This window comes from Maritimibacter fusiformis (assembly GCF_008086115.1).
GTDB lineage: Bacteria > Pseudomonadota > Alphaproteobacteria > Rhodobacterales > Rhodobacteraceae > Muriiphilus > Muriiphilus fusiformis.
Genome location: NZ_VSIY01000001.1, coordinates 37398 through 59958 on the forward strand (window position 1 = coordinate 37398; position 22561 = coordinate 59958).

A 22561-nucleotide genomic window follows, 5' to 3' on the forward strand; every position below is an offset into this window, starting at 1 on the left:
ACATCATGAAAAGGATCAACAAAAACTCCCCCGAAACCCGCAGAATTTGTGAAGACCGCATAAATTATGCTAAACTGAAAAAAGATGGAGCAATCGCGGCGTCCGAAGTCCGCACGGAAGAACAAGCTCCGGTTTCAGAGGTTTCACACGAACATGCGCATCCGCTGCACGCGGATGATGGCACGCGCGCGCCTGCATATCACCAAGAGAAGGAGGATGCAGCGATGAATGAAAGCGAAACGAGAGTAACCGATACAGCAGAAACACAAGATCGGTTCTGGTTCGTACTGAATGTGGAAGAACGCATTGCCAAGATCGACTATGCGTTGATCGGAGAAACGTTCAGCCACCTTAATATCTCTGCGGAGCAGGAACGGGAGATCATGACGACGCTCTACCTGCTGATGGCAGGCGTCGTTGACTTCGGGTTCGGCCTCGCGCCGTCACAGGAAGTCTGTGGAAAACTTGAGGCTTTCCACGAAGTGTGTGCCACCGATTCGCCAGATGTGGTAAGGTCAGACAAAGACACCCTGACCGAGACGTTCAACACTTGTGCGGCTGAATAACAGCACGCTGAAGAAAGAGGAGTCATGCAATCAGTTCAAGTACATAGCACCCATGAAGCCCGCAAAGCGGTTATCTATGCCCGCGTGTCCTCGCACAAGCAGCTCAAACAAGGCGACGGCTTGTCCTCGCAAGAAGTGAGATGCCGGGAATACGCCAAATACAAGGGCTATGAAGTGGTGAAGGTCTTCTCCGACGATATGTCGGGAAGCCTGACTGCGCGCCCAGGTATGGCGGACATGCTCGCGTTCCTGCGTCGCCATCGCAAAGACCCGCACGTTGTCATTATCGATGACATTTCGCGCCTCGCACGCGGCCTTGAAGCGCATCTCAAGCTTCGTGCCGATATTAACTGCGCGGGCGGGATACTCGAAAGCCCGTCGATTGAGTTCGGCGAGGATTCCGACTCGATTTTGGTCGAAAACCTGTTGGCCTCGGTTTCACAGCACCAGAGGCAAAAGAACGGTGAGCAAACGAAGAACCGTATGCGCGCAAGGCTACAAAACGGGTATTGGCCGTTTCAGGCCCCCATCGGCTATCGCTTTGAGTCCAAGAGCGGCCATGGCAAGGTTTTGGTGCGCGACGAGCCTATAGCCTCGATCCTCAAAGAAGCTCTTGAAGGCTACGCATGCGGTAGGTTCCAGACGCAAGTGGAAGTGAAGCGCTTCCTTGAGCGTCAACCGCTGTTCCCGAAAGACCTGAATGGCCGCGAAGTGCGTAACCAGCGCGTCTATGAAATGCTGACCCGCGTGCTTTACGCCGGATATGTCGAGCACGACAACTGGGGCGTCTCGCTGCGTGAAGGCCACCACGAGGGGCTAATCGATTTCAGCACATTCCAGCGTATTCAAGAGCGTTTGACGGGCACAGCCAAAGCGCCAGCGCGAAAAGACATCAGTCAAGATTTCCCGCTAAGGGGTTTCGTTTTGTGTAACGATTGCGGCGAAGCCCTCACCGCTTGCTGGTCTACGAGCAAGACGGGCAAGAAGCATCCATACTATCTTTGCAAGACAAAGGGGTGCGAGAGCTACCGCAAATCTATCCGCCGCGACGCGCTCGAAGGAGATTTCGAAGGCTTGTTGCAGTCGTTAGAGCCTGCTCAAGGGCTCTTCAAGCTCGCTCGTGCCATGTTCAAGGACGCCTGGGATTTGCGGTTGGCGCAGTCGCGCAGCACGGGCAAAGCGCTTCGTAAGAAGGCTGCGCAGGTCGAGAAGCAGATCGAGGCGCTTGTAGAGCGCACTGTCGAAGCTAGCAGCGCAAGTGTGATGACAGCCTTCGAGCGCAAGATCAAAAAGCTCGAAGAGGACCGAATCCTGATCGCGGAGCAGATCGCTTCTGCTGGAAAGCCCAAGCATACCTTTGAGGATTCGTTCGAACTCGCCATGAACTTCCTAGCAAGTCCTTGGTATATCTGGAAAAACTCTAGCTTGGCTGGGCAGAAAATGGTGCTCAGACTGGCTTTTGTCGAGCCTATCGGCTACTGCCGGAATCAGGGTGTTCGAACCCCGAAAATTTCTTTCCCCTTCAAGGTGTTAGGGGGTATTTCATCGTCTAATTGCGAAATGGCGCACCCGACAGGATTCGAACCTGTGGCCTCTGCCTTCGGAGGGCAGCGCTCTATCCAGCTGAGCTACGGGTGCCTGCGGGCGGACATACGGCATTCGCTCGCGGCCCGCAATTGCAAATTCCGTGTCACCGGGCCACCCGGTCGCAGGGTCTCAATACAACTGATAGGCGATGGTGCGGATCAGACCGCCGAATTGCGGCACCTCGCACAGAACGCGTTCCTGAACCGGTCGCAGGTCGAATGGCGGTTCGGTCAGAACCACCCCGCTGTCGTTGTGAAGCCTGATGCTCTGGGGATTCCGGTTGTCGATGTTCGGGACGAAATCCGGTGCCGATGGCACATGCTCGGTGACGATCAGAACGCGATAGCGCGCCACCAGTTTCGGCAGCGCGCGCGCGATGAGGTCGTTGGGCAAATGCTGCAACACCTGCCGGAGCATCGCGACGTCGCCTTCGGGAAGATCGTCGGAGCAGAGATCAAGCACGCGGAAATCCACGCCCGTGCCCGGGTATTTGCGGGCATTGTAGCGGATAAGTTCCGGCACCACGTCGCAGGCGATGTAGCGGCCAAACAGCGGACGGATGCGATTGCCCACCGAGAAATCGCCACAACCCAGATCGACCGCATCAAGCTTGCGGTGGTGCGCGGCCGTCCAGCTTTCGATCGCCGCAACATAGGGGTCCACGATCGTCCGGTCGTGCGAGCCGCTGCCGGAATAGAACCGCTCGCCCTTGCCGCCCCAGCTGCCCTTGCGGTAGATCTTCCGAAACGCGTTTCGAACCGCGACATCCTCGGAAAACCGCGACGCAGTTCTGGCTTTCGTCAGAACGCGAAGCGGATAGCGCAGGTCGGACATTTTCCACATACTACACCATGTCGCACAGCTTCGCCGTGTTCAATGGGGATCGGCCCAGTTCCTGGGTCTTCGCCCACGGCTGAACAACCGCATTCAGGTGCGCCCCGGTTCTATGCAGCAGGATTAGGCTGTCATCTGCTGCGAGGAACACGAAGACGTTGCCGCGGCGCAAAACGAAAAAGGGCCACCCGTCGGGCGGCCCTTTCGCATCGATCGATGGCAGGTCAGCGCTTGGAGAACTGGAAGCTCTTGCGCGCCTTGGCCTTGCCGTATTTCTTGCGCTCGACCACGCGGCTGTCGCGGGTGAGAAAGCCCGCGGCCTTGAGCGCGCCGCGCAGCGACGGCTCATAGAGTTGCAGCGCCTTCGAGATGCCGTGCTTGACCGCACCGGCCTGGCCCGACAGCCCGCCGCCCTTGACGGTGGCCATCACGTCGAACTCGTTCTCGACACCGGCCACCTGGAACGGCTGGCGCAGGATCATCTGCAGCACCGGGCGGGCGAAATACTTGTCCATTTCCTTGCCGTTCACGGTGACCTTGCCGGAGCCCGGTTTGATCCAGACGCGGGCGACCGCATCCTTGCGCTTGCCTGTGGCATAGGACCGGCCCAGCGTATCGCGGACAGGCTCGCGCGGGGCAAGGGTTTCGGTCACGACAGCCGCTTCGGTGCCTTCGACAACCGCGTTCAGCTCATCGAGCGATTTGATCTCTTCAGCCATGATCAGCCCTCACGCGTGTTTTTCTTGTTCATCGATTTGACGTCGAGCACCACGGGCGACTGCGCCTCGTGGCCATGCTCGGCGCCGGCGTAGATGCGCAGGTTGGACATCTGCTTGCGCGCAAGCTTGTTGCCCGGCAGCATCCGCTTGATCGCCTTCTCGACCAGGCGCTCGGGATGGGCGCCTTCGAGGATCTCGCCAGCCGTGCGCGACTTGATGCCGCCCGGATAGCCGGTGTGCCAGTAATGCACCTTGTCGGTACGCTTCTTGCCGGTCAGCTGCACCTTGTCGGCATTGATGACGATGACATTGTCACCGCAATCCATGTGCGGGGTATAGCCGGGCTTGTGCTTGCCACGCAGGCGCATGGCGACAATCGAGGCAAGACGGCCCAGAACAACGCCCTCGGCGTCGATCAGGATCCACTTCTTCTCGATGTCTGCGGGGGTCGCAGAATAGGTTTTCATGTCTTTCGGCCCTTGATGGGTTTGGGATGCGCCGGTTCTAGTGGTTTTGCGCGCCCCGTCAAGTGGCGAATGATCGTGAAAAACCTTGCAGAACAACACCTTAAGTTTTAGGTATCATTTTACCCCACGTTTTTCAGCGCCCCGGCCCGCCCCGCTCACTCCGGCCGGCAGATTTCGCCGCGCCAGATCGCCAACGCGGTGCGCAGCGTCAGCGCCACGACCACGATCACCAGGATCACCAGAACCCAAAGCCCGATGTCACGGTGCGGCCCGGACCCCTCGAGCCGTCCGAACAGGAACGACGCCATCGACAGCGCCGCCAGGGGGAAACTCAAGGCCCACCAGCTCAGCGCGAAGGGCAGCCGCGCGAGTTTCGGCAGTTGCACCACCACCAGCGCCGCGAAGATGTAGGCGGAATAGATCAACGTGCGGGCAAAGCCGTCGATCACCCCGTTCATCCCGACATAGGCGACAAAGGCGACCGAGGGCGGCGCGATCAGAATCACCATGGTCGGAAACAGCCGCCCCGGCATCGGGTCGTGGAACACCAGCCGGTTGATCACCATCGTCAACAGGATGCCCCAGAACATCATGCCGCCCGCAAAGAACAGCCACGAGATCTCGATGAAGCCCATGCGCGCACCGGCGATCGGCACGATCACGTTACCCACCGCCGGGATGAACCAGGCCGGCGACAGGTGCCCGACCTCGAAACTGCGATGGCTGATCCAGCCCGAGACAACGGCAATGGTCAGGATGCCCTGCCCGGCCACGCCGATCAGCCAGACCCACCCGGCAATCTCGGGCCGGCTTTCCAACAGCGCCACCGACAGCAGCAGAAGCGAGATCGTCATGGTCGGAAAGAAGGCCAGCTTGACCGGGTGATGCCATTCCTCGATCACCGCGCCGGGATAGCGCAGCAGCTTGGCGAAGTAGACCAATGCGATCAGCCCGAAGGCCACCAGCGAGACCCAGAGCATCACGCCCGACGCCGCCGCGGCCACCGGGATGAACCGGCCCGCGGAATGGAGCGCCAGCGTCAGGCCGAGCAGGCCCATGACGATGGCGAAAAAGGTGACCGGGTAGTGTTTCAGCCGGCTGACCGGGGCATCGTTCATCATTCGTCCTTTCGCGTGACGTTGCACGAGATTGCGTCGGGGGCGCAGGCCGGGTCAACGCGGCAGATGGTGTCAGCGCTCGGGCGGGATCGAATAGGTCATCGAGGCGCGCGCGACCGGCGCATCGTGGCCCTCGGAATAGATCATCACGTCGCCCACGGCCAGCACCTTGCCCAGCTTCAACAGCCGCGCCTCGGCGCGCAGGTTGGCGTGGGCGGCGGGCTTGCGCATGAAATCCACCGAACAGCTCGTCGTCACCGCCAGCGCCTTGGGGCCGATCATCGCGAGGATCGCAAGATAGATCGACACATCCGCCAGCGCGAACATCGCCGGGCCGGACACCGTGCCGCCGGGGCGCAGGTGCTTGTCCTGCACCAGCTTGCGCACGGTGATGCGCATCGGCGAGACATCGAGAATCTCGAAATCGTCCGCCACCTGCGGAAACGCCTCGTGGATGAAGGCGCGCAACTCGTCGAGCGTCATTTTCAGGCTCATGCTTTTCCCTCCGGCCTCTCGCCCCTATCGTGGGCGACGACGATGCAGGAGGACAAGATGGCAGACCCGATTCTGATCCGTGAGGACGCAGCGTCAATCGCGCGGCTCACACTGAACAACCCCGGCGCGCTGAATGCGCTGTCCGACGAGATGCTGGCCGCATTGAAGGCCGAGTTCACCCGGATCGGCGAGGATGCGAACATCCGCGCGGTGGTGCTGGCGGGCAATGGCAAGGCGTTCTGCGCCGGGCACGATCTCAAGGAAATGCAGGCGGCGCGCGCGAACGCGGACAAGGGGCGGGCCTATTTCCTCGACCTCTTCACCCGCTGCGGCGAGGTCATGCAGATGATCCCCGCCCTGCCCCAGCCGGTGATCGCCGAGGTCCACGGCATCGCCACCGCAGCGGGCTGCCAACTGGTCGCCTCCTGCGACATGGCGGTGGCAGCCGAGGGCACCCGATTCGGCGTCAACGGCGTCAACATCGGCCTGTTCTGCTCGACCCCGATGGTGGCGCTCAGCCGCAACGTGCCGCGCAAACAGGCCTTCGAGATGCTGACCACCGGCGAATTCATCGACGCGGCGCGCGCCCGCGAGGTCGGGCTGGTCAACCGGGTGGTGGCGCATGAGGCGCTGACGGACGAGGCGATGGCGCTTGCCGGCGTGGTCGCCGCCAAGCTGACCGCGGCGGTCCGCATCGGCAAACGCGCCTTCTATGAGCAGGCCGAAATGGGGCTGGCCGAGGCCTATGACTATGCCGGCGAGGTGATGGCCGAGAACATGCTCTACCGCGACACCGCCGAGGGGGTGCAGGCGTTCATCGAAAAGCGCAAACCGGACTGGGCGGACAGCTAGTCGGCCTCCAGCGCCTTGCCCAGACGCGGCAGGCGCGCCTTTTTCATCAGCTTTCGCATCGGCCAGGCCTCGCCCGAAAGCCGCTCGGCCTCGGCGCGCACCGCTTCTGCGACCTTGCGGACAGATTCCGGGTGGCTGTCGTAAAGCCTGCGCAGGAACAGGTCGGGCACGTCCCGCGCGATGCCTTCCTCGGTCAGGGTGTGACGGGGGAAATCGCTGGTGTTGAGCGTCAACAGGATATCGGCCGACCCGGCAATCGCGGCGGCCAGCACATGCACGTCGTTTTCATCCGGCAGCCACAGCCGCGCCAGATCGCCATCGCGCGGCGACACCGAGGCCCTGGGCCAACGTGCCTCAAGCACCGCGATCTCGCCGCGCGCCAGCGTTTCCTGCCCCGGCCCCAGCTTGGCCGCCGCGCGCGCCCATTCCTCGAGGATGCGCGCCGACCACAGCGGCTCGAACAGCCCTTCGGCGGCCACGCCCATCACCACTTCGCGCATCACCGTGGGATAGAGCACGCAGGCGTCCAGCAGCACCTTCACGGCATCAGCCGGTAGAACAGCGCCTTGAGATAGCCGCTTTCGGCCAGTGCGGGGTGCTGCGGATGGTCCGGCCCGGCAAAGCCGGTGTGGATCAGCTGCGCCCCGCGCCCGGCGCGGCCGATGCCACGGGTGCAGGCGGTGCGAAACCTGTCGAGATCGGCGGCGTGCGAGCAGGAACACAGGCCCAGATAGCCGCCCGGCGCGACCAGCGGTGCGGCCAGGCGTGCAATCCGCTCATAGGCGCGCAGGCCCGCCTCCAGCGCCTTTTTCGTGGGCGCAAAGGCGGGCGGGTCGCAGATCACCACGTCGAACTGTGCCCCCTCCTGCGCCAGCGCCTCGAGCACGGCAAAGGCATCGCCCTGCCGCGTCGCGAACCGCTTGGAAAAGCCCGACCGCGTGGCCCCCTCTTCGGCCAGCGCCAGCGCCGGCGCCGAGCCATCGACCGCCAGCGCGCCCGTGGCCCCGGCGGCCAGCGCGGCCAGCGAGAAGCCCCCGACATGGCTGAACACATCGAGCACCCGCGCGCCCCTGGCGAGCCTTGCGGCAAAGGCATGGTTCGGGCGCTGGTCGAGGAACAGCCCGGTTTTCTGCCCGCCAATCAGGTCGGCCATGTAGGTCGCGCCGTTCATCTCCACCGGCACCGGGCCGTCGAGCGTTCCGGCGATAACCCTGGTCTCGTCGTCCAGCCCCTCAAGGCCACGCGCGCGGCCGGAGGCGCTTTTCACGATGGTCGACACCCCGGTGACCCCGGCCAATGCTGCAGCGAGCGGCTCCAGCAACACCTCGGCCCAGGCGGCGTTGGGCTGGATCACCGCGACATTTCCGAACCGGTCGATCACCACGCCGGGCAGCCCGTCGGCCTCGGCATGCACCAGGCGATAGAACGGGGCCTCGAACAGCCGCGCCCGATGCGCCAGCGCAGCCTCCAGCCGCGCGCGCAGCCAGTCCGGCCCGATCACCGCATCCGGATCACGGTCCAGCATCCGGGCGAAGATGCGCGAATTGGGGTTCACCGCGACGGTGCCCAGCGGCGCGCGCTCGGCATCCTCCAGCCGCGCGATCGTGCCCGGCGCCAGCGCCTTGGTGCGCCGGTCGGTCACGATCTCGTTGTCATAGACGCAGGGAAAGCCGTGGCGAACGGCGCGCGGCTGCACCTTGGGTTTCAGGCGGATGATGGGGCGATCTGCTGTCATGCGCCCTGCCTACAGGAGGACCGAAAAGGCGAAAAGCGCAAAAGGAAAGGCGCGCGCCGGGCCGGGCGCGCGCCTTGTTGTGCCTGTGGCCTGCCTCAGCCGGTGGCGCCAAGCTCACGGCGCACCATCCCGACCAGCGCTTCGCTGATCCGGCTGCGCTGGGTGATGCCCCGGGCCATGTCGGCGATGGCATCTTCGCTGGTATGGGCGTCGATCTTGAACCCGACCGGACGCGCCGCCTCGATCACCTCGCCGGTGGCCGCGTCGAGCACCGCCATGGTCATCTGGATATCATGCGTGGCCAGCCCCGACGGCGCGCTGAACCGGGCCTTTTCGCTCAGGGCATGGAACCGCGTCACCACGACTTCAAGCCGGACCTTGCGCGCACCGTTGAGGTCCGCGACCGCGCCGCGAAGCGCGTCGGTCACCAGACCGTCGACCTGGGCACGGCGGTCGCCCGGCCCGTCCTCGCGCCAGACGATATCGCCGCGCGGCTTGTAGCTGTTGTCCTCGGCGACCACCAGCGATGCCGGCACCGCGACCTCGACCGCCACGACCTTGTAGTCACGCGGCAGCGCCACGCCCGCCGGCGCATCGCCCGCCCCGCCGATCAGCGGCATCAGCGGCGAGGCACGGGTCACGTCGCCGACCTGGGCACAGGCGCCCAGCCCGAATGCGACAGTCAAAGCCAGGGCGACTCGAATGGGTGTCATAATGGTTCTCCATGTCCCGACCCGGCGCGGGCCGTCGTTGTATTTGGAGGAACATTCCCGCCGAATGGCGGCAGAAATGTGGAAATGGCGAGCCAAAGGTGCGGTTTTCGACCTATTGTCGAGCTGCGCGAAACAAATCAACCCCGCGATCGCGGCGATGATCGGTGCGGCCCCTCGTGTTAGCGCTAACCCTTGTTAGCGCTATCTGGGTGTGCTAGCCCGCGATTGGCGGACCGCCGGACGAACAGGATACCCCATGGCCTTGCACCCGAAACTGACCGATATCACCCAACGCATCGTCGAGCGCTCGCGCCCGCGCCGCGCCGATTACCTCGAACGCATGGCGCGCGCCGCCGAAGACGGGCCGAAACGCGCGCACCTGAGCTGCTCCGGCCAGGCCCATGCCTATGCCGGCGCGGGCGAGGATCAGGACGCGCTCGCCAATGGCCGCGCCCCCAACCTCGGCATCGTCACCGCCTATAACGACATGCTGTCGGCGCATCAGCCGTTCAAGGATTTTCCCGACCTGATCAAGGCCACCGCCCGCGCCGAGGGCGCCACCGCCCAGGTCGCAGGCGGGGTTCCCGCGATGTGCGACGGCGTCACCCAGGGCGCGATGGGCATGGAACTCAGCCTGTTCTCGCGCGACGTGATCGCGCTGGCCGCCGGGGTCGCGCTCAGCCACAACACCTTCGACGCCGCGCTCTATCTCGGGGTCTGCGACAAGATCGTGCCGGGGCTGGTGATGGCGGCCGCGACGTTCGGCCATATCCCGGCGGTGTTCGTGCCCGCAGGTCCGATGACCACCGGTATCTCGAACGACGAAAAGGCCAAGGTGCGCCAGAAATTCGCCACCGGCGAGGTCGGGCGCGCGGAATTGCTGGCCTCGGAAATGGCGGCCTACCACGGGCCAGGCACCTGCACCTTTTACGGCACCGCCAACTCCAACCAGATGCTGATGGAATTCATGGGGCTGCACCTGCCGGGGGCGAGTTTCGTCAACCCCGGCACGCCACTACGCGATGCCCTGACCGGCGAGGCCACGCGCCGCGCGCTGGCGATCACGGCACTCGACAACGAGTTCACCCCGGCCAGCCAGGTGCTGGATGAGCGCGCCTTCGTCAATGCGCTGGTCGGGCTGATGGCCACCGGCGGTTCGACCAACCTGGTGATGCACATGGTCGCGATGGCGCGCGCCGCCGGGATCGAACTGGCGCTGGAAGACTTCGCCGATGTCTCCGCGATCACTCCCCTGATGGCGCGGGTCTATCCCAATGGACTGGCCGACGTGAACCATTTCCACGCCGCCGGGGGCCTTGGCTACCTGATCGGCGACCTGCTGGCCGAGGGGCTTTTGCACCCCGACACCCGCACCGTCGCCGGAACCGGGCTGGCCGCCTATGCCCGCGAACCCAAGCTCGACGGCGCCCGCGTGCGCTGGGAGCCCGGCCCGCGCGAAAGCCTCAACGACAGGATCGTGCGCCCCGTCGCCGACCCGTTCCAGAAGACCGGCGGGCTGGTGCAACTGACCGGCAACCTTGGCGAAGGTGTCATCAAGGTCTCCGCCGTCGCCCCCGAGCGTCACGTCATCGAAGCCCCCGCGCGGGTGTTTCACGATCAGGACAGCGTGCAGGCGGCCTTCAGATCCGGCGATCTGGCCAGCGACGTGGTCGTCGTGGTGCGCTTTCAGGGGCCGAAATCGAACGGGATGCCGGAACTGCACGCCCTCACCCCGACGCTGTCGGTGCTGCAGGACCGGGGCTTCAAGGTGGCGCTGGTCACAGACGGGCGCATGTCCGGGGCGTCGGGCAAGGTGCCCGCGGCGATCCATATCTCGCCCGAAGCGATGGACGGCGGCCCGATCGCGCGCATCCGCGACGGCGACATGATCCGGCTTGACGCGGACGCGGGCACGCTGAACGTGCTGGCCGAGGATTTCGACAGCCGCGCGCCCGCCACCGCCGACCTTTCAGCCAACCGGACCGGCCTTGGCCGCGAGTTGTTCGAGGTCTTTCGCCAGAATGTCGGCCCCGCCCGCGACGGCGCGGCGGTGGTCGTGTAAGGAGTTGCCGATGACGCCCCAGGACGCCAGCGCCCGCACCGCAGAGATCTGCCGCCTTGCCCCGATCGTGCCGGTGCTGGTGGTCGAGGACGTGGCCCATGCCGAACCGCTGGCCCGCGCCCTTGTCGCGGGTGGCCTGCCCGCGCTCGAGGTGACGCTGCGCACCCCGGCGGCCCTTGACGTGATCGCGGCAATGGCCCGGGTCGAGGGTGGCGTGGTCGGGGCCGGCACGCTGATCACCCCCGACGACGTGCGCGCCGCCAAGGCCGCGGGCGCGCAGTTCGGCGTCTCGCCCGGCGCCACCGACGCGCTGCTTGACGCCTGCGAGGCCGAAGACCTGCCGCTCCTGCCGGGTGCGGCCACCGCGTCGGAGGCGATGCGGCTGTTCGAACGCGGCTACCGGGTGCTGAAGTTCTTTCCCGCCGAGGCCGCGGGCGGTGCGCCGTTCCTGAAATCCCTCGCCTCGCCCCTGCCGCAGATCGCCTTTTGCCCGACCGGCGGGGTCAGCCCGCAGAACGCGGCCACCTACCTAGGCCTGCCCAACGTGCTGTGCGCCGGTGGAAGTTGGGTCGCCCCGAAAGACATGGTGATGGCCGAGAACTGGTCTGGCATCGAGGCGCTGGCCCGCGACGCCGCCGCCCTGCCGCGCGCTTGAACTGTCGCGCATAAGCCATAGTATTTGTACTAGAAACTAATCGACTCAGGCAAGCGGCTCTCCCGAAAGCGCGTGCCTAATGCCGCCGCCCGCGCGCGCCGCCGCGCCGACCGCGTGGCTGGGCGACCCCGGCCAGACCCTCGCGCAGAACCCGGCTCATCGGGTGTTCGGGCGCGGCCTTGGCGTGGCGCGCGTGCAGCGCTGCAATCTGGGTGGCCTCGTCCGGGGCCTCGGGCCGCGACAGGGCCCAGTCGAAAAAGATCGAGCGGCACTCGGCCTCGCTGATCCCCTCGATCCGGTAGGCTTCGCGGATCAACCCGCGCGGATCAAAACCCTCGTCACTCATGTCGCCGCCTCCCCGGGTTTACGCGCCAAAATCGCCTCGATGGCCTCCTCGGCGGCCCGGCTTCGCGCCGCGACCGCCGCGCCCAGATTCTCAATGCTGGCTTCGCCGGTCGCCCGCAACAGGAAATCGCGCCCGCCCTGCCCGATCGCCTCGAGATCCAGCGTCCCTTCGGTCAACAGTTTCGCCGCCGCCTGCATCGGCCGCAACAACCCGTAACTGGCCTTGAGCGCCGCCGCCTCGTCTGCGTTGATCCAGCCGATCGCGACGCCCTGGTCGATCTGCTCCATGACACCGCGCGGCGTTTCGGGCGCCAGGATCGCAGCGCATTGCGCCACAAGCTCGACATCCTGCATCCGTCCCGGCCCGATCTTGGCATCGAGCGGCCCGCGCGGACCCTTGGCTTCGGCAATCCGTGTGCGCATCTCGACCACGTCGGCGATGGTTTTCCCGATATCGCGCGGCGCGTTCAGCACCTCGTCGCGCAGCGCCTCGACCGCCGCGCCGATCTCGTCTTCGCCCGCGACCGGGCGCGCGCGGGTCAGCGCCAGGTGTTCCCATGTCCACGCTTCTTCGCGCTGGTAGGCGCGAAAGCTCTCCAGCGAGGTCGCCACCGGCCCCTGCCGGCCCGAGGGGCGCAGGCGCATGTCGACCTCGTAGAGCTTGCCCTCGGCCATCGGGGCCGACAGCGCGGTCACCATCGCCTGGGTCAGGCGCGCGTAATAAGCCCGGCTGGCCAGCGGCCTGCGCCCGTCCGAGGCCTCGACCCCGTCCGGGTCGTAGATCACGATCAGGTCGAGGTCCGAGGTCGAGATTATGCTGCGCGCGCCCAGCGATCCCATCGCCACAAGCACCGCGCCCTTGCCCGGTGGCGGCCCGTGCTTTTCGGCGAACTGCGCCACGACCACCGGCCACAGCGTCGCCAGCACCGCGTCGGCCAGGTCGGAATACTGCCCGCCCGCCTCGGCCCCGTCGATCAACCCGCGCAGGTGATGCACGCCGATGCGGAAATGCCATTCCTTGGCCCAGCGCCGCGCATCGTCAAGCTGGCCTTCGTAATCCCCCTGCAATGCCGTCAGCCGGGCCGAGAGGTCAGCGGCCAACCTGGCCTGCCCCGGCCATTCGGCAAAGAAATCGCCCCCGATCACCGCGTCGAGCACCTGCGAATTTCGGCCCAGATAGACCGACAGCGCCGGGGCGGTGGCGGCAATGTCCACGATCAGGTCGACCAGCGGCGGGTTGGCCTCGAACAGCGAGAAAAGCTGCACCCCGGCGGGCAGGCCGCGCAAAAAGGCGTCGAACTGGGTCAGCGCCTCGCGCGGGCGCGCGGCCTTTTGCATCCGGGTCAGCAGGTCGGGCTTGAGGCGCTCGAAGATGCGCGACGCGCGGGCCGAGCGGCAGGCCGGGTAGTTGCGCCAGCGCGCAAGCATCGCCTCGGTCTCCTCGTCCAGTCCGGTCACCGCCGCGCGCGGCTCATCGGGGGCGAAAAAGCCCTCGGTCAGCGTGTGCACCTCGTCGAGCGCCGCCGCGAGACGCGCGCGCAGCGCCGCCACGTCGCCCTCGCCCATCATCGCGGCCAGCCGCGCGAACCCCGGCCCGGTCGAGGGCAGACGGTGGGTCTGGGCGTCGTTGACCATCTGCACCCGGTGCTCGACCTCGCGGTGGCTGCGGTAGTGCCCGGTCAGGCGCGCGGCCACATCCTCGGGCACCCAACCCCTGTCGGCCAGCGCCGCGAGCCCCTGAACGGTGCCGCGCTGGCGCAGGTCGGGGTCGCGCCCGCCGGCGATGATCTGGCGGGTCTGGGTGAAGAACTCGATCTCGCGGATGCCGCCGCGCCCGAGCTTAATGTCGTGATCCTCCAGCACGACCTTGCCGCCCAGCCCCTTGTGTTCGCGGATGCGCAGCCGCATGTCGTGGGCGTCCTGGATGGCAGCGAAATCGAGGTGCTTGCGCCAGACGAAGGGGCTGAGCCGCTCAAGATAGGCCGCGCCTGCCGCGATATCGCCGGCACAGGGCCGCGCCTTGATATGCGCCGCGCGCTCCCAGGTGCGCCCGACGCTTTCGTAATAGCCCTCCGCCGCGCCCATCGACAGGATCACCGGGGTGACCGCCGGGTCGGGGCGCAGGCGCAGGTCGGTGCGAAACACGTAACCCTCGCCGGTCATCTCCGACAGCATCGCCGCCATGCGCCGAGTGGCGCGCACCAGGCTGGAACGGGCGTCATGGAAATCGACCGGGTCATAGCGGTCCTGGTCGAACACCATGATCAGGTCGATATCCGAGGAATAATTCAGCTCATGCGCGCCCATCTTGCCCATCGCGATGGCCACGGCGCCCCCGGCGGTGGCGATATCGTCCTCGGTCGCGCCGGGCAGCTTGCCGCGCGCGATCTCGCGCCCGACGTGGTGTTTCAGCGCCCGGTCGGTGGCCAGATCGGCAAACTGGGTAAGTGCGCCGGTCACCTCTTCCAGCGTCCAGACCCCGGCCAGGTCGGCCAGCCCGGTCAACAGCGCCACCCGTCGCTTGGCCAGCCGCAGACTGCTGCCCAGCGCCTTGTCGGTGTCGCCCTCGACCCGGGTGGCATCGTCGAACGCCGCCTCGGGGCCGATCTCGAACGCCTGCCGCAGCCAGTCGCGGTCGCGGTCGATCAGGCTTTTCAGATAGGGGCTGGACCCGGCGGCGCCCCGGATCAGCTCGACCAGCTCGGGGGCGAGGTCGTCGAACGCCCCGGCGCTGTCCGCGCCCTGGTCGCGGTCGAACGGAATGGGCTGGCGGGTGATGCGGGCGGCGAATGTCATGGCTGGCAAGATGCGTCGCGCCTCGGGGGCGGTCAAGCGGGGGTGGCCAAGCGGTGGCCGGCATGGAATACCGGCGTGGACCATGAAACCCGGAGGCGGCGCATGTCAAAATCACTGAAACGGGTGCGCGCGGCGCTGGAGGCCGGCGGCATCACGGCGGACATCCTCGAGATGGCCGAGGGCACCCGCACGGCGGACGAGGCCGCGCGCGCGGCGGGCTGCGACATCGACCAGATCGTCAAGTCGATCGTGTTTCGCGGCGAGGCCGACGGGCGGGCGGTGATGTTCCTGACCGCAGGCGGCAACCAGGTCGACCCGGCCAAGGCCAGCCATGCTGCGGGCGAGGCGCTTGGCAAGGCCGATGCCGCCCTGATCCGGTCGCAGACCGGCTTTGCCATCGGCGGTGTCGCGCCCATCGGTCACCTGAACCCGATCCACGCCTTTTTCGACCCGAGGCTGCTGGATTTCGCCCTCGTCTGGGCCGCCGCCGGCACGCCCCGGCACATTTTCGCCGCCGATCCGCGCGAAATATTGCGCCTCAGCGGGGCGCAAAAGATTGATTTTACATCATAATCGAAATTAATGTGAACTGCCTTCACATTTTTCCTTGAAACCCGGACCACGGGTGCCAATCTGTTCAATGTGAAAAGGGTTCACATCAAACCTCAGTCCGAAAGGAGCCATAAATGTCTACCGCCACCGAATTCGACCGTTCCGGTCCGCAGAACTGGTTCACCAAGTCGGAAGCCTGGTTGGACGAACGCGGCAAGGGCGCGTGGATCGCCGTCATGGTCGTTGGCTTCATCGCCTTCTGGCCGGTCGGTCTGGCCATTCTGTTCTACCTGATCTGGAGCAAACGGATGTTCAACAAATCCTGCGGCCACGGTCGCACCCACTCGCACCGCCACACCGAGCGGATGAACCGCCGCCATGGCTTCCGTTCGTCCGGCAACACCGCGTTCGACGCCTACAAGGCCGAGACGCTGCAACGGCTGATGGATGAGCAGGAACAGTTCGAAGCCTTCCTCGACCGGCTGCGCGCCGCCAAGGACAAGCGCGAGTTCGACCAGTTCATGGACGAACGCGCCAGTGCCCCGCGCGACGAAGCCATCGAGGACGAGAACGCGGACGACGACGCCGACACCGGCAAGCAATCCGCCTGACCCAAAGCCCGACACACGGGCGCGGCCCTGACCGGGGGCCGCGCCTGCAATCTTGCCAAGAGGACCACATGCACACGCCCGATGCTCTCTGGGGCCTGCCCGATCCGCACAGCCAGGCCGAGTTCTACGCCGACGTGCCGACCAAGCGCGCCATCGCCTGGGTGATCGACACCATCCTGATCCTGGCCATCGTCATCCTGCTGTCGCTGATGACCGTCGGGATCGGCTTTTTCTTTTTCGGCTTCCTGCTGCTCGCGGTCGGCTTCGTCTACCGCACCGTCACCATCGCGAATTCGTCGGCCACGCCGGGAATGCGCATGACCGCGATCGAGTTCCGCAACCACCGGGGCGAGCGGCTGGACCTGACCACGGCGGTTCTGCACACGCTGGGCTTTTCGGTCTCGATGGCGATGGTCCTGCCGCAGATCGCCTCGATCATCCTGATGCTGACCACGCCGCGTGGCCAGGGGTTGAGCGACATGGTGCTGGGCACCGCCGCGGTGAACCGCAATGCGCGAAGCTGAGATCGGCGGATATGCACATCCCTGGCGGTCGGGGGGTTGGCGGAACGCCGGTCTGTTGATACGTTTGGCGCCAACGGGCCTTTTCACCGCTTCATAACCGACGACGCACCATGCGCCATACTCTTCCGCTCGCCCCGCAATTCTATGTGACGGCGCCGCAGCCCTGCCCGTATCTCGACGGGCGGATGGAACGCAAGCTGTTCACAGCGCTGCAGGGCGAACAGGCGGCGGAGTTGAACGACGCCCTGTCCAAGCAGGGCTTCCGGCGCTCGCAAAACGTGCTCTACCGCCCGTCCTGCACCGAATGCTCGGCCTGCCTGTCGGCGCGTATCCGGGTGGCGGATTTCAAGCCGTCGAAAAGCCAGCGCCGGGCGATCCGCCGCAATACCGACCTCACCCGCCGCACCCGCGCGCCCTGGGCGACCGAAGAGCAATACGACCTGTTTCGCCACTACCTCGACGACCGCCACGCCGATGGCGGCATGGCCGACATGGACGTGTTCGAGTTTGCCGCGATGATCGAGGAAACCCCGATCAAGAGCCGGGTGATCGAGTATTCCGCGCCGGATGAGGACGGCGGCAAGAGCCTGGCGGCGGTCTGCCTGACCGATGTGCTCGATGACGGGCTGAGCATGGTCTACAGCTTCTACGACCCCGCCCGCGCCGGCGACAGCCTGGGCACCTACGTGATCCTCAATCACATCGACCTGGCGCGCGAAGCCGGGCTGCCTTACGTCTATCTCGGCTACTGGGTGCCGGGCAGCCCCAAGATGGCCTACAAGGCGCGCTTTTCGGCGCTGGAGATCTATACCGGCGGCAGATGGACCGAACTGGCCGACCCGGCCGCGTTCAGCTCGGAACCACACCCGCTGTCCAATGATCCGATTGCCGAACAGGTGGCCCAGATCACCCTGCCGCACGCGGCCCCGGTGCGGCGCTGAATGCGATAAGTTGCGCGCGCGGCCCGAATCGCGGAACAAAAAATCCGGGCACGGCCCGCCCTGCGACACTTTATTCACGCATTTCGGCATTGACGCCCCCGACAGCCCCCCATAATGTCGCCCACGTTGAAAAGGAGCCTGGAATGCAGCGCATTCTTGTAATCGTGGAAGATTGGTGCATGGGACGGTGACGTAACCCTCATATATTCCCATGCGCCCCCGTAAGACCGGGGGCTTTTTTTTCTGATGAGCGTGGAACGGAGAGAACAATGACACGTCAGATGACCGGAGCGAAAATGGTGGTTCAGGCCCTGAAGGATCAGGGTGTGGACACGGTATTCGGCTATCCCGGCGGGGCGGTCCTTCCGATCTACGACGAGATTTTCCAGCAAAATGACATTCGCCACGTGCTGGTGCGCCACGAACAGGGCGCGGTCCATGCCGCCGAGGGCTATGCCCGCTCGACCGGCAGGCCCGGCGTGGTGCTGGTGACCTCGGGCCCCGGCGCGACCAATGCGGTCACCGGGCTGACCGATGCGCTGATGGACTCGATCCCGATCGTGGTGCTCACCGGCCAGGTGCCCACCTTCATGATCGGCACCGACGGGTTTCAGGAGGCCGACACCGTCGGCATCACCCGGCCCTGCACCAAGCACAACTGGCTGGTCAAGGACACCAGCAAGCTGTCCGAGATCATCCACCAGGCGTTTCACGTCGCCAAGTCCGGCCGCCCCGGCCCGACCCTGATCGACATCCCCAAGGATGTGCAGTTCGCCACCGGCACCTATACCCCGCCGGCCAAGGCGCGGGTCAGCCACTACCAGCCCCAGGTCAAGGGCGACACGGCCGCGATCACCCGGCTGGTCGAGATGATCGAGACCGCCGAGCGTCCGATCTTCTACACCGGCGGCGGCGTGATCAACTCCGGCCCCGGCGCCAGCCAGCTTCTGCGTGAACTGGTGGAGGCCACCGGCTTTCCCATCACCTCGACCCTGATGGGTCTGGGCGCCTACCCGGCCTCGGGCGACAAGTGGCTGGGGATGCTGGGGATGCACGGGCTTTACGAAGCCAACATGGCGATGCACGACTGCGATCTGATGATCAACGTCGGCGCACGCTTTGACGACCGGATCACCGGGCGGCTGGACAGTTTTTCGCCCGGCTCGAAAAAGGCGCATATCGACATCGACCCCTCGTCGATCAACAAGGTGATCCATGTCGATCTGCCGATCATCGGCGATGTCGGCCATGTGCTCGAGGACCTGTTGCGCATCTGGAAGGCGCGCGGGCGCAAGGTGCAGAAGGACGCGCTGGCCAAGTGGTGGACGAAGATCGAGAAATGGCAGGCGGTGAAATGCCTGAGCTACACCAATTCCGACAAGATCATCAAACCGCAGTATGCCCTTGAAAGGCTTGAGGAACTCACCCGCGGCATGGATCGCTACGTGGCCACCGAAGTGGGCCAGCACCAGATGTGGGCGGCGCAGTTCATGGGGTTCGAGGAGCCGGGACGCTGGCTGACTTCGGGCGGTCTTGGCACGATGGGCTATGGCCTGCCGGCCACGGTCGGCGCGCAGATGGCGCATCCCGACAGCCTGGTGATCAACGTCGCCGGCGATGCCTCGTGGCTGATGAACATGCAGGAAATGGGCACGGCGGTGCAGTTCCGCCTGCCGATCAAGCAGTTCATCCTGAACAACGAACGCCTGGGCATGGTGCGCCAGTGGCAGCAGCTCTTGCACGGCGAACGCTATTCGCATTCCTGGTCGGAAAGCCTGCCCGATTTCGTCAAGCTGGCCGAAGCCTTCGGCTGCAAGGGCCGGATGGTGAAAGACCCCGCCGAGCTTGACGACGCGATCAAGGAAATGCTGGCCTATGACGGGCCGTTCATCCTCGACGTGCTGGTCGAGAAGCACGAGAACTGTTTCCCGATGATCCCCTCGGGCGAGCCGCACAACAAGATGCTGCTGGGCGATGCCTCGACCGACGACGCGATCGGGTCGTCCGGTGCGGTTCTGGTTTAAGGAGAACGGATAAATGGCTGCTCTCAATATCAAAAAAGGCTCCACCCGCAAATCGGCCTATGAGCTTCGCGACCCCAACGCCGAGATCTACGAGCGTCACACGCTGGCCGTTCTGGTCGACAACGAGGCGGGCGTTCTGGCCCGGGTGATCGGGCTGTTCTCGGGCCGGGGCTACAACATCGAAAGCCTGACGGTGGCCGAGGTCGATCACACCGGCCACATGTCGCGGATCACCATCGTCACCACCGGAACCCCGGCGGTGATCGAGCAGATCAAGGCCCAGCTTGGCCGCATCGTGCCGGTCCACGAGGTGCATGACCTCACGGTCGAAGGCGCGTCGGTCGAGCGCGAACTGGCGCTGTGCAAGGTCTCGGGCACCGGCGACAAGCGGGTCGAGGCGCTGCGGCTGGCCGACATCTTCCGGGCCAACGTGGTGGATTCGACGCTGGAAAGCTTCGTGTTCGAGATCACCGGCACGCCGGAAAAGATCGACGCCTTCACCGACCTGATGCGCCCGCTCGGCCTTGTGGAAAGCGCGCGCACCGGCGTCGCGGCGCTGAGCCGCGGCGCGCAGTAGCAGGCTGCAGAGCCGGCCCGGGCGCGGTCAGGCGACGATCTTGAGATCGGGGGGTGTTGCGGAGACCTGCGCCGCCGCCCCCGCGAGGATCGCGCGCGGGTCGGTGCCGGGCTTGCCGGCGCGCAGGGACGTGATCTCGCACACGTAACGCACCCCGTCGCGGATCTGAACAAGCAGCTTGATCTCGTCACCGGGGTGCATCGCGACGATCCCTTCGGGCAGCGCCACCTCGGGTCCGAGAAAGGCCAGTGGCCCCTGATCCTCGCACCAGATGACGCCCACGCCCACTTCGGGATTGTGCCACAAAACCAGCCCGATCAATCTTGCCTCCTGCACAAAAGCAGCGCGACCAAACCCCGCCGGTCATCCTTCTGGGTGATCCGTAACGGGAATGTGTAAAAGAAGTATCTGCGATACGCATTGACCGAAATCAATGCGACCCTTCGTGCAGACCATGAGATACGCGGATCATTGCCACAATGTTGCAAGAAGCGCACGGATCAGGACCGCGTCGTCCGGGCGTGACAGCGTCGGCGCATGGCCGCAGTCGTCAAAGTCGGTGACGCCCGGCCTCGGGCCGCTTTCCGCCATCCGGTCGGCGATGTCGGCAGTCAGCAGGTCGGACTGGGTGCCGCGCAGCACATGGGTCGGTGTCTCGATCCGCGCCCAGCGGTCCCAGCTTGTCAGTTCCGGGCGCGAGGCTTGGAACTGCACCGTGATGCGCGGGTCGTAATGCAGGGTCAGCCCGCCCCCGGACATGCGCCGCAGCGAGGTGCGCGCCATCCGCTGCCAGAACACATCATGCGCCGGGCCGAACGGCGCATAGACCTCGCGCAGCCAGGCCTCGCCTTCGGACACCCGCGAAAACTCGGGCAGCGCGCCGACATAGGTCAGGATACGCTCGATCGCGGGCTCCGGCAGCTCGGGGCCGATATCGTTGACGATCAGGCAGGTCAGCCGCGCCGCCACCGGGCTCGACGCCACCCGCATCCCGATCAGCCCGCCCAACGAGGTGCCCAGCCAGCCGACCCGCTCCAGCCCGTAACGGTCGATCAGGTCGAGCGCGATGCCAGCGTAGAATTCCACCGAATACTCCGCCTCGGGCGTCTCGGCCCAGCTTGACAGCCCACGCCCGATCAGGTCGGGGCAGAGCACGAAATAACGGTCCGACAGGGCCGCCGCGATCTCGTCGAAATCGCGCCCGGTGCGCGCCAGCCCGTGCCACATCATCAGGGCCGGATTGCCCGGATCGCCCCATTCGGTGACGTGGATCTCGTGATCCATCACCGGGACGAACGAGAACCGCGGCACGCTCATGTCCGCGCGCCCTTCTGCATGATGGTGCCGACGATGCCCTTGGGAAAGAAATAGACCAGCAGGATGAAGATGATCCCCAGCCAGAACAGCCAGCGGTCGGGGTTCAGAAGGTCGGGCAACAGCGGCACGCCCGCCAGCGCCTCGGACGCCGCCCCCATCAGGTCGCGCAGGTAGTATTGCGCCATCACCATCAGGACCGCCCCGACCACCGCGCCCCACATCGTGCCCATGCCGCCGATCACCACCATCAGAAGGATGTCGATCATGATGGCAAACGACAGCGCGGTGTCGGGGCCGGTGTATTTCAGCCAGACCGCATAGACCGAGCCAGCAAGCGAGGCGACCAGCGCCGAGGCGCAGAACACGAAGGTGCGGTAGGCCACGACGCGGTAGCCGATCGCCTCGGCACGCGCCTCGTTCTCGCGGATCGCCACGAGCACGGTGCCAAGCGGCGACACGGTCAGGCGAAACATCACCGCAAAGAGGATCAGCGCGCTGGTGAAGACGAAGTAATAGGCCGCGATCTTGCCGTTGAGCTTGACGCCGAACCACTCGACGACCTTGCCGTCGGCATCGGTCAGAAGCTTGGTCGCGGGTTTGAACAGGTCCGGCGCGCGGTAGGTGATGCCGTCCTCGCCCCCGGTCAGGTGCGACAGTTGCGAGGCCAGCACCAGCGCGACCGAGGCCGCCGCCAGCGTGATCATGGCGAAAAAGATCGCCTTGACGCGCAAAGAAACCAGACCGATCGCCACCGCGACGACCAACGACACCGCCGCCCCCGCCAGCGCCCCCAGCGCCACCGCGTCCCACCCCGGCCCCATCTGTTTCAGCGCAATCGCGGCGCCGTAGGAGCCGAAGCCAAAGAACATCGTGTGCGCGAAACTGACGATGCCGGTATAGCCGATCAACAGGTCATAGCTCGCCACCAGCACGATGAAGATGCAGATCCGCGCCGCCACTTCCAGCGCGCGCACGTCCTGGAACAGAAACGGCGCGAACAGCAGAAGCGCCGCGATCAGGAAGACGGCGATCTTGACCGCCCTGGCTCCGGTTGTGTCCTGCTTTGCCATC

24 protein-coding genes, 1 tRNA gene and 1 pseudogene are annotated in these 22561 nt (G+C 65.5%); 11 read left to right on the forward strand and 15 right to left on the reverse strand.

Features of this window, described 5'->3' with window-relative positions; translation table 11 throughout:
* Positions 1-5 precede the first annotated feature (5 nt).
* Together FVF75_RS00180 and FVF75_RS00185 are read left to right on the forward strand one after the other, a co-directional pair.
* Complete coding sequence (locus tag FVF75_RS00180; protein WP_148375724.1) at positions 6-566, forward strand: hypothetical protein; 561 nt, start codon at positions 6-8, stop codon at positions 564-566.
* A 24-nt stretch (positions 567-590) separates the two neighbouring features.
* A pseudogene (locus FVF75_RS00185) lies at positions 591-1622 on the forward strand (recombinase family protein); the annotation flags it as partial.
* A 30-nt stretch (positions 1623-1652) separates the two neighbouring features.
* Here the strand turns inward: FVF75_RS00185 and FVF75_RS17675 are convergent.
* From FVF75_RS17675 to FVF75_RS00215, 7 genes are all read right to left on the reverse strand, one after another.
* Complete coding sequence (locus FVF75_RS17675; RefSeq protein ID WP_246137954.1) at positions 1653-1919, reverse strand: hypothetical protein; 267 nt, start codon at positions 1917-1919, stop codon at positions 1653-1655.
* Positions 1920-2127: 208 nt separating this feature from the next.
* Positions 2128-2204: transfer RNA gene (locus FVF75_RS00190), tRNA-Arg, on the reverse strand.
* A gap of 78 nt (positions 2205-2282) precedes the next feature.
* Positions 2283-2996, reverse strand: a complete 714-nt coding sequence (locus FVF75_RS00195) for a class I SAM-dependent methyltransferase (protein ID WP_148375725.1) — start codon at positions 2994-2996, stop codon at positions 2283-2285.
* 215 nt (positions 2997-3211) lie between these two features.
* Positions 3212-3706, reverse strand: a complete 495-nt coding sequence (gene rpsI / locus FVF75_RS00200; RefSeq protein ID WP_148375726.1) for a 30S ribosomal protein S9 — start codon at positions 3704-3706, stop codon at positions 3212-3214.
* A gap of 2 nt (positions 3707-3708) precedes the next feature.
* Positions 3709-4173 carry a 50S ribosomal protein L13 gene (rplM, locus tag FVF75_RS00205; RefSeq protein ID WP_148375727.1) on the reverse strand — a complete coding sequence of 155 codons (465 nt, stop codon included), beginning with the start codon at positions 4171-4173 and terminating at the stop codon, positions 3709-3711.
* A 155-nt stretch (positions 4174-4328) separates the two neighbouring features.
* A complete protein-coding gene (locus FVF75_RS00210) occupies positions 4329-5291 on the reverse strand; it encodes an SLAC1 anion channel family protein (RefSeq protein WP_148375728.1) in 963 nt (320 codons plus the stop codon).
* 72 nt (positions 5292-5363) lie between these two features.
* Positions 5364-5786 (reverse strand): PaaI family thioesterase, encoded by a 423-nt coding sequence (locus FVF75_RS00215; protein WP_148375729.1) that lies wholly within the window; start codon positions 5784-5786, stop codon positions 5364-5366.
* Between the two features lie 57 nt (positions 5787-5843).
* Here FVF75_RS00215 and FVF75_RS00220 point away from each other — a divergent pair, with 57 nt between their 5' ends.
* On the forward strand, positions 5844-6638 hold the full coding sequence (locus tag FVF75_RS00220) for an enoyl-CoA hydratase (RefSeq protein WP_148375730.1): 795 nt from the start codon (positions 5844-5846) through the stop codon (positions 6636-6638).
* Here FVF75_RS00220 and FVF75_RS00225 read toward each other — a convergent pair.
* From FVF75_RS00225 to FVF75_RS00235, 3 genes are all read right to left on the reverse strand, one after another.
* On the reverse strand, positions 6635-7180 hold the full coding sequence (locus FVF75_RS00225; RefSeq protein ID WP_148375731.1) for an RSP_2648 family PIN domain-containing protein: 546 nt from the start codon (positions 7178-7180) through the stop codon (positions 6635-6637). The genes FVF75_RS00220 and FVF75_RS00225 overlap by 4 nt on opposite strands.
* The gene (locus FVF75_RS00230) at positions 7177-8373 is read right to left on the reverse strand and encodes an RSP_2647 family RNA methyltransferase (protein ID WP_148375732.1); all 1197 of its coding nucleotides are present in this window, start codon (positions 8371-8373) and stop codon (positions 7177-7179) included. Before FVF75_RS00230 ends, FVF75_RS00225 begins: the two co-directional genes overlap by 4 nt.
* A 95-nt stretch (positions 8374-8468) precedes the next feature.
* On the reverse strand, positions 8469-9059 hold the full coding sequence (locus tag FVF75_RS00235; RefSeq protein WP_148375733.1) for a DUF6778 family protein: 591 nt from the start codon (positions 9057-9059) through the stop codon (positions 8469-8471).
* A gap of 283 nt (positions 9060-9342) precedes the next feature.
* On the opposite strand from FVF75_RS00235, the gene edd reads away from it, so the two are divergent.
* The gene (gene edd, locus FVF75_RS00240) at positions 9343-11148 is read left to right on the forward strand and encodes a phosphogluconate dehydratase (protein ID WP_148375734.1); all 1806 of its coding nucleotides are present in this window, start codon (positions 9343-9345) and stop codon (positions 11146-11148) included.
* 10 nt (positions 11149-11158) lie between these two features.
* The gene (gene eda / locus FVF75_RS00245) at positions 11159-11803 is read left to right on the forward strand and encodes a bifunctional 4-hydroxy-2-oxoglutarate aldolase/2-dehydro-3-deoxy-phosphogluconate aldolase (protein WP_187392940.1); all 645 of its coding nucleotides are present in this window, start codon (positions 11159-11161) and stop codon (positions 11801-11803) included.
* Between the two features lie 76 nt (positions 11804-11879).
* Here eda and FVF75_RS00250 read toward each other — a convergent pair whose 3' ends face one another.
* Both FVF75_RS00250 and FVF75_RS00255 read right to left on the reverse strand, forming a co-directional pair.
* On the reverse strand, positions 11880-12149 hold the full coding sequence (locus tag FVF75_RS00250; protein WP_148375736.1) for a hypothetical protein: 270 nt from the start codon (positions 12147-12149) through the stop codon (positions 11880-11882).
* Positions 12146-14944: a bifunctional [glutamate--ammonia ligase]-adenylyl-L-tyrosine phosphorylase/[glutamate--ammonia-ligase] adenylyltransferase gene (locus tag FVF75_RS00255; protein ID WP_148375737.1), complete on the reverse strand. Its 2799-nt coding sequence runs from the start codon at positions 14942-14944 to the stop codon at positions 12146-12148. The genes FVF75_RS00250 and FVF75_RS00255 overlap by 4 nt, the downstream gene beginning before the upstream one ends.
* Positions 14945-15046: 102 nt before the next feature.
* Here FVF75_RS00255 and FVF75_RS00260 point away from each other — a divergent pair, with 102 nt between their 5' ends.
* From FVF75_RS00260 to ilvN, 6 genes are all read left to right on the forward strand, one after another.
* Entirely contained in the window at positions 15047-15517 is a 471-nt protein-coding gene (locus FVF75_RS00260) for a YbaK/EbsC family protein (protein WP_148375738.1), read from the forward strand.
* Positions 15518-15630: 113 nt separating this feature from the next.
* Positions 15631-16107: a DUF2852 domain-containing protein gene (locus tag FVF75_RS00265; protein WP_148375739.1), complete on the forward strand. Its 477-nt coding sequence runs from the start codon at positions 15631-15633 to the stop codon at positions 16105-16107.
* Positions 16108-16175: 68 nt separating this feature from the next.
* Positions 16176-16631 carry an RDD family protein gene (locus tag FVF75_RS00270; RefSeq protein ID WP_148375740.1) on the forward strand — a complete coding sequence of 152 codons (456 nt, stop codon included), beginning with the start codon at positions 16176-16178 and terminating at the stop codon, positions 16629-16631.
* A gap of 110 nt (positions 16632-16741) precedes the next feature.
* Positions 16742-17572, forward strand: a complete 831-nt coding sequence (locus FVF75_RS00275) for an arginyltransferase (RefSeq protein ID WP_148375741.1) — start codon at positions 16742-16744, stop codon at positions 17570-17572.
* 269 nt (positions 17573-17841) lie between these two features.
* On the forward strand, positions 17842-19596 hold the full coding sequence (locus tag FVF75_RS00280) for an acetolactate synthase 3 large subunit (RefSeq protein WP_148375742.1): 1755 nt from the start codon (positions 17842-17844) through the stop codon (positions 19594-19596).
* Between the two features lie 13 nt (positions 19597-19609).
* Positions 19610-20173, forward strand: coding sequence for an acetolactate synthase small subunit (gene ilvN, locus FVF75_RS00285; RefSeq protein WP_148375743.1), 564 nt, complete (start codon positions 19610-19612; stop codon positions 20171-20173).
* Positions 20174-20200: 27 nt separating this feature from the next.
* On the opposite strand, the gene FVF75_RS00290 is transcribed toward ilvN, so the two are convergent.
* From FVF75_RS00290 to FVF75_RS00300, 3 genes are all read right to left on the reverse strand, one after another.
* Entirely contained in the window at positions 20201-20494 is a 294-nt protein-coding gene (locus FVF75_RS00290; RefSeq protein ID WP_148375744.1) for a hypothetical protein, read from the reverse strand.
* A gap of 147 nt (positions 20495-20641) precedes the next feature.
* The gene (locus tag FVF75_RS00295) at positions 20642-21490 is read right to left on the reverse strand and encodes an alpha/beta fold hydrolase (RefSeq protein WP_148375745.1); all 849 of its coding nucleotides are present in this window, start codon (positions 21488-21490) and stop codon (positions 20642-20644) included.
* Positions 21487-22560, reverse strand: coding sequence for a branched-chain amino acid ABC transporter permease (locus FVF75_RS00300; RefSeq protein ID WP_148375746.1), 1074 nt, complete (start codon positions 22558-22560; stop codon positions 21487-21489). Before FVF75_RS00300 ends, FVF75_RS00295 begins: the two co-directional genes overlap by 4 nt.
* Position 22561: the final 1 nt, after the last annotated feature.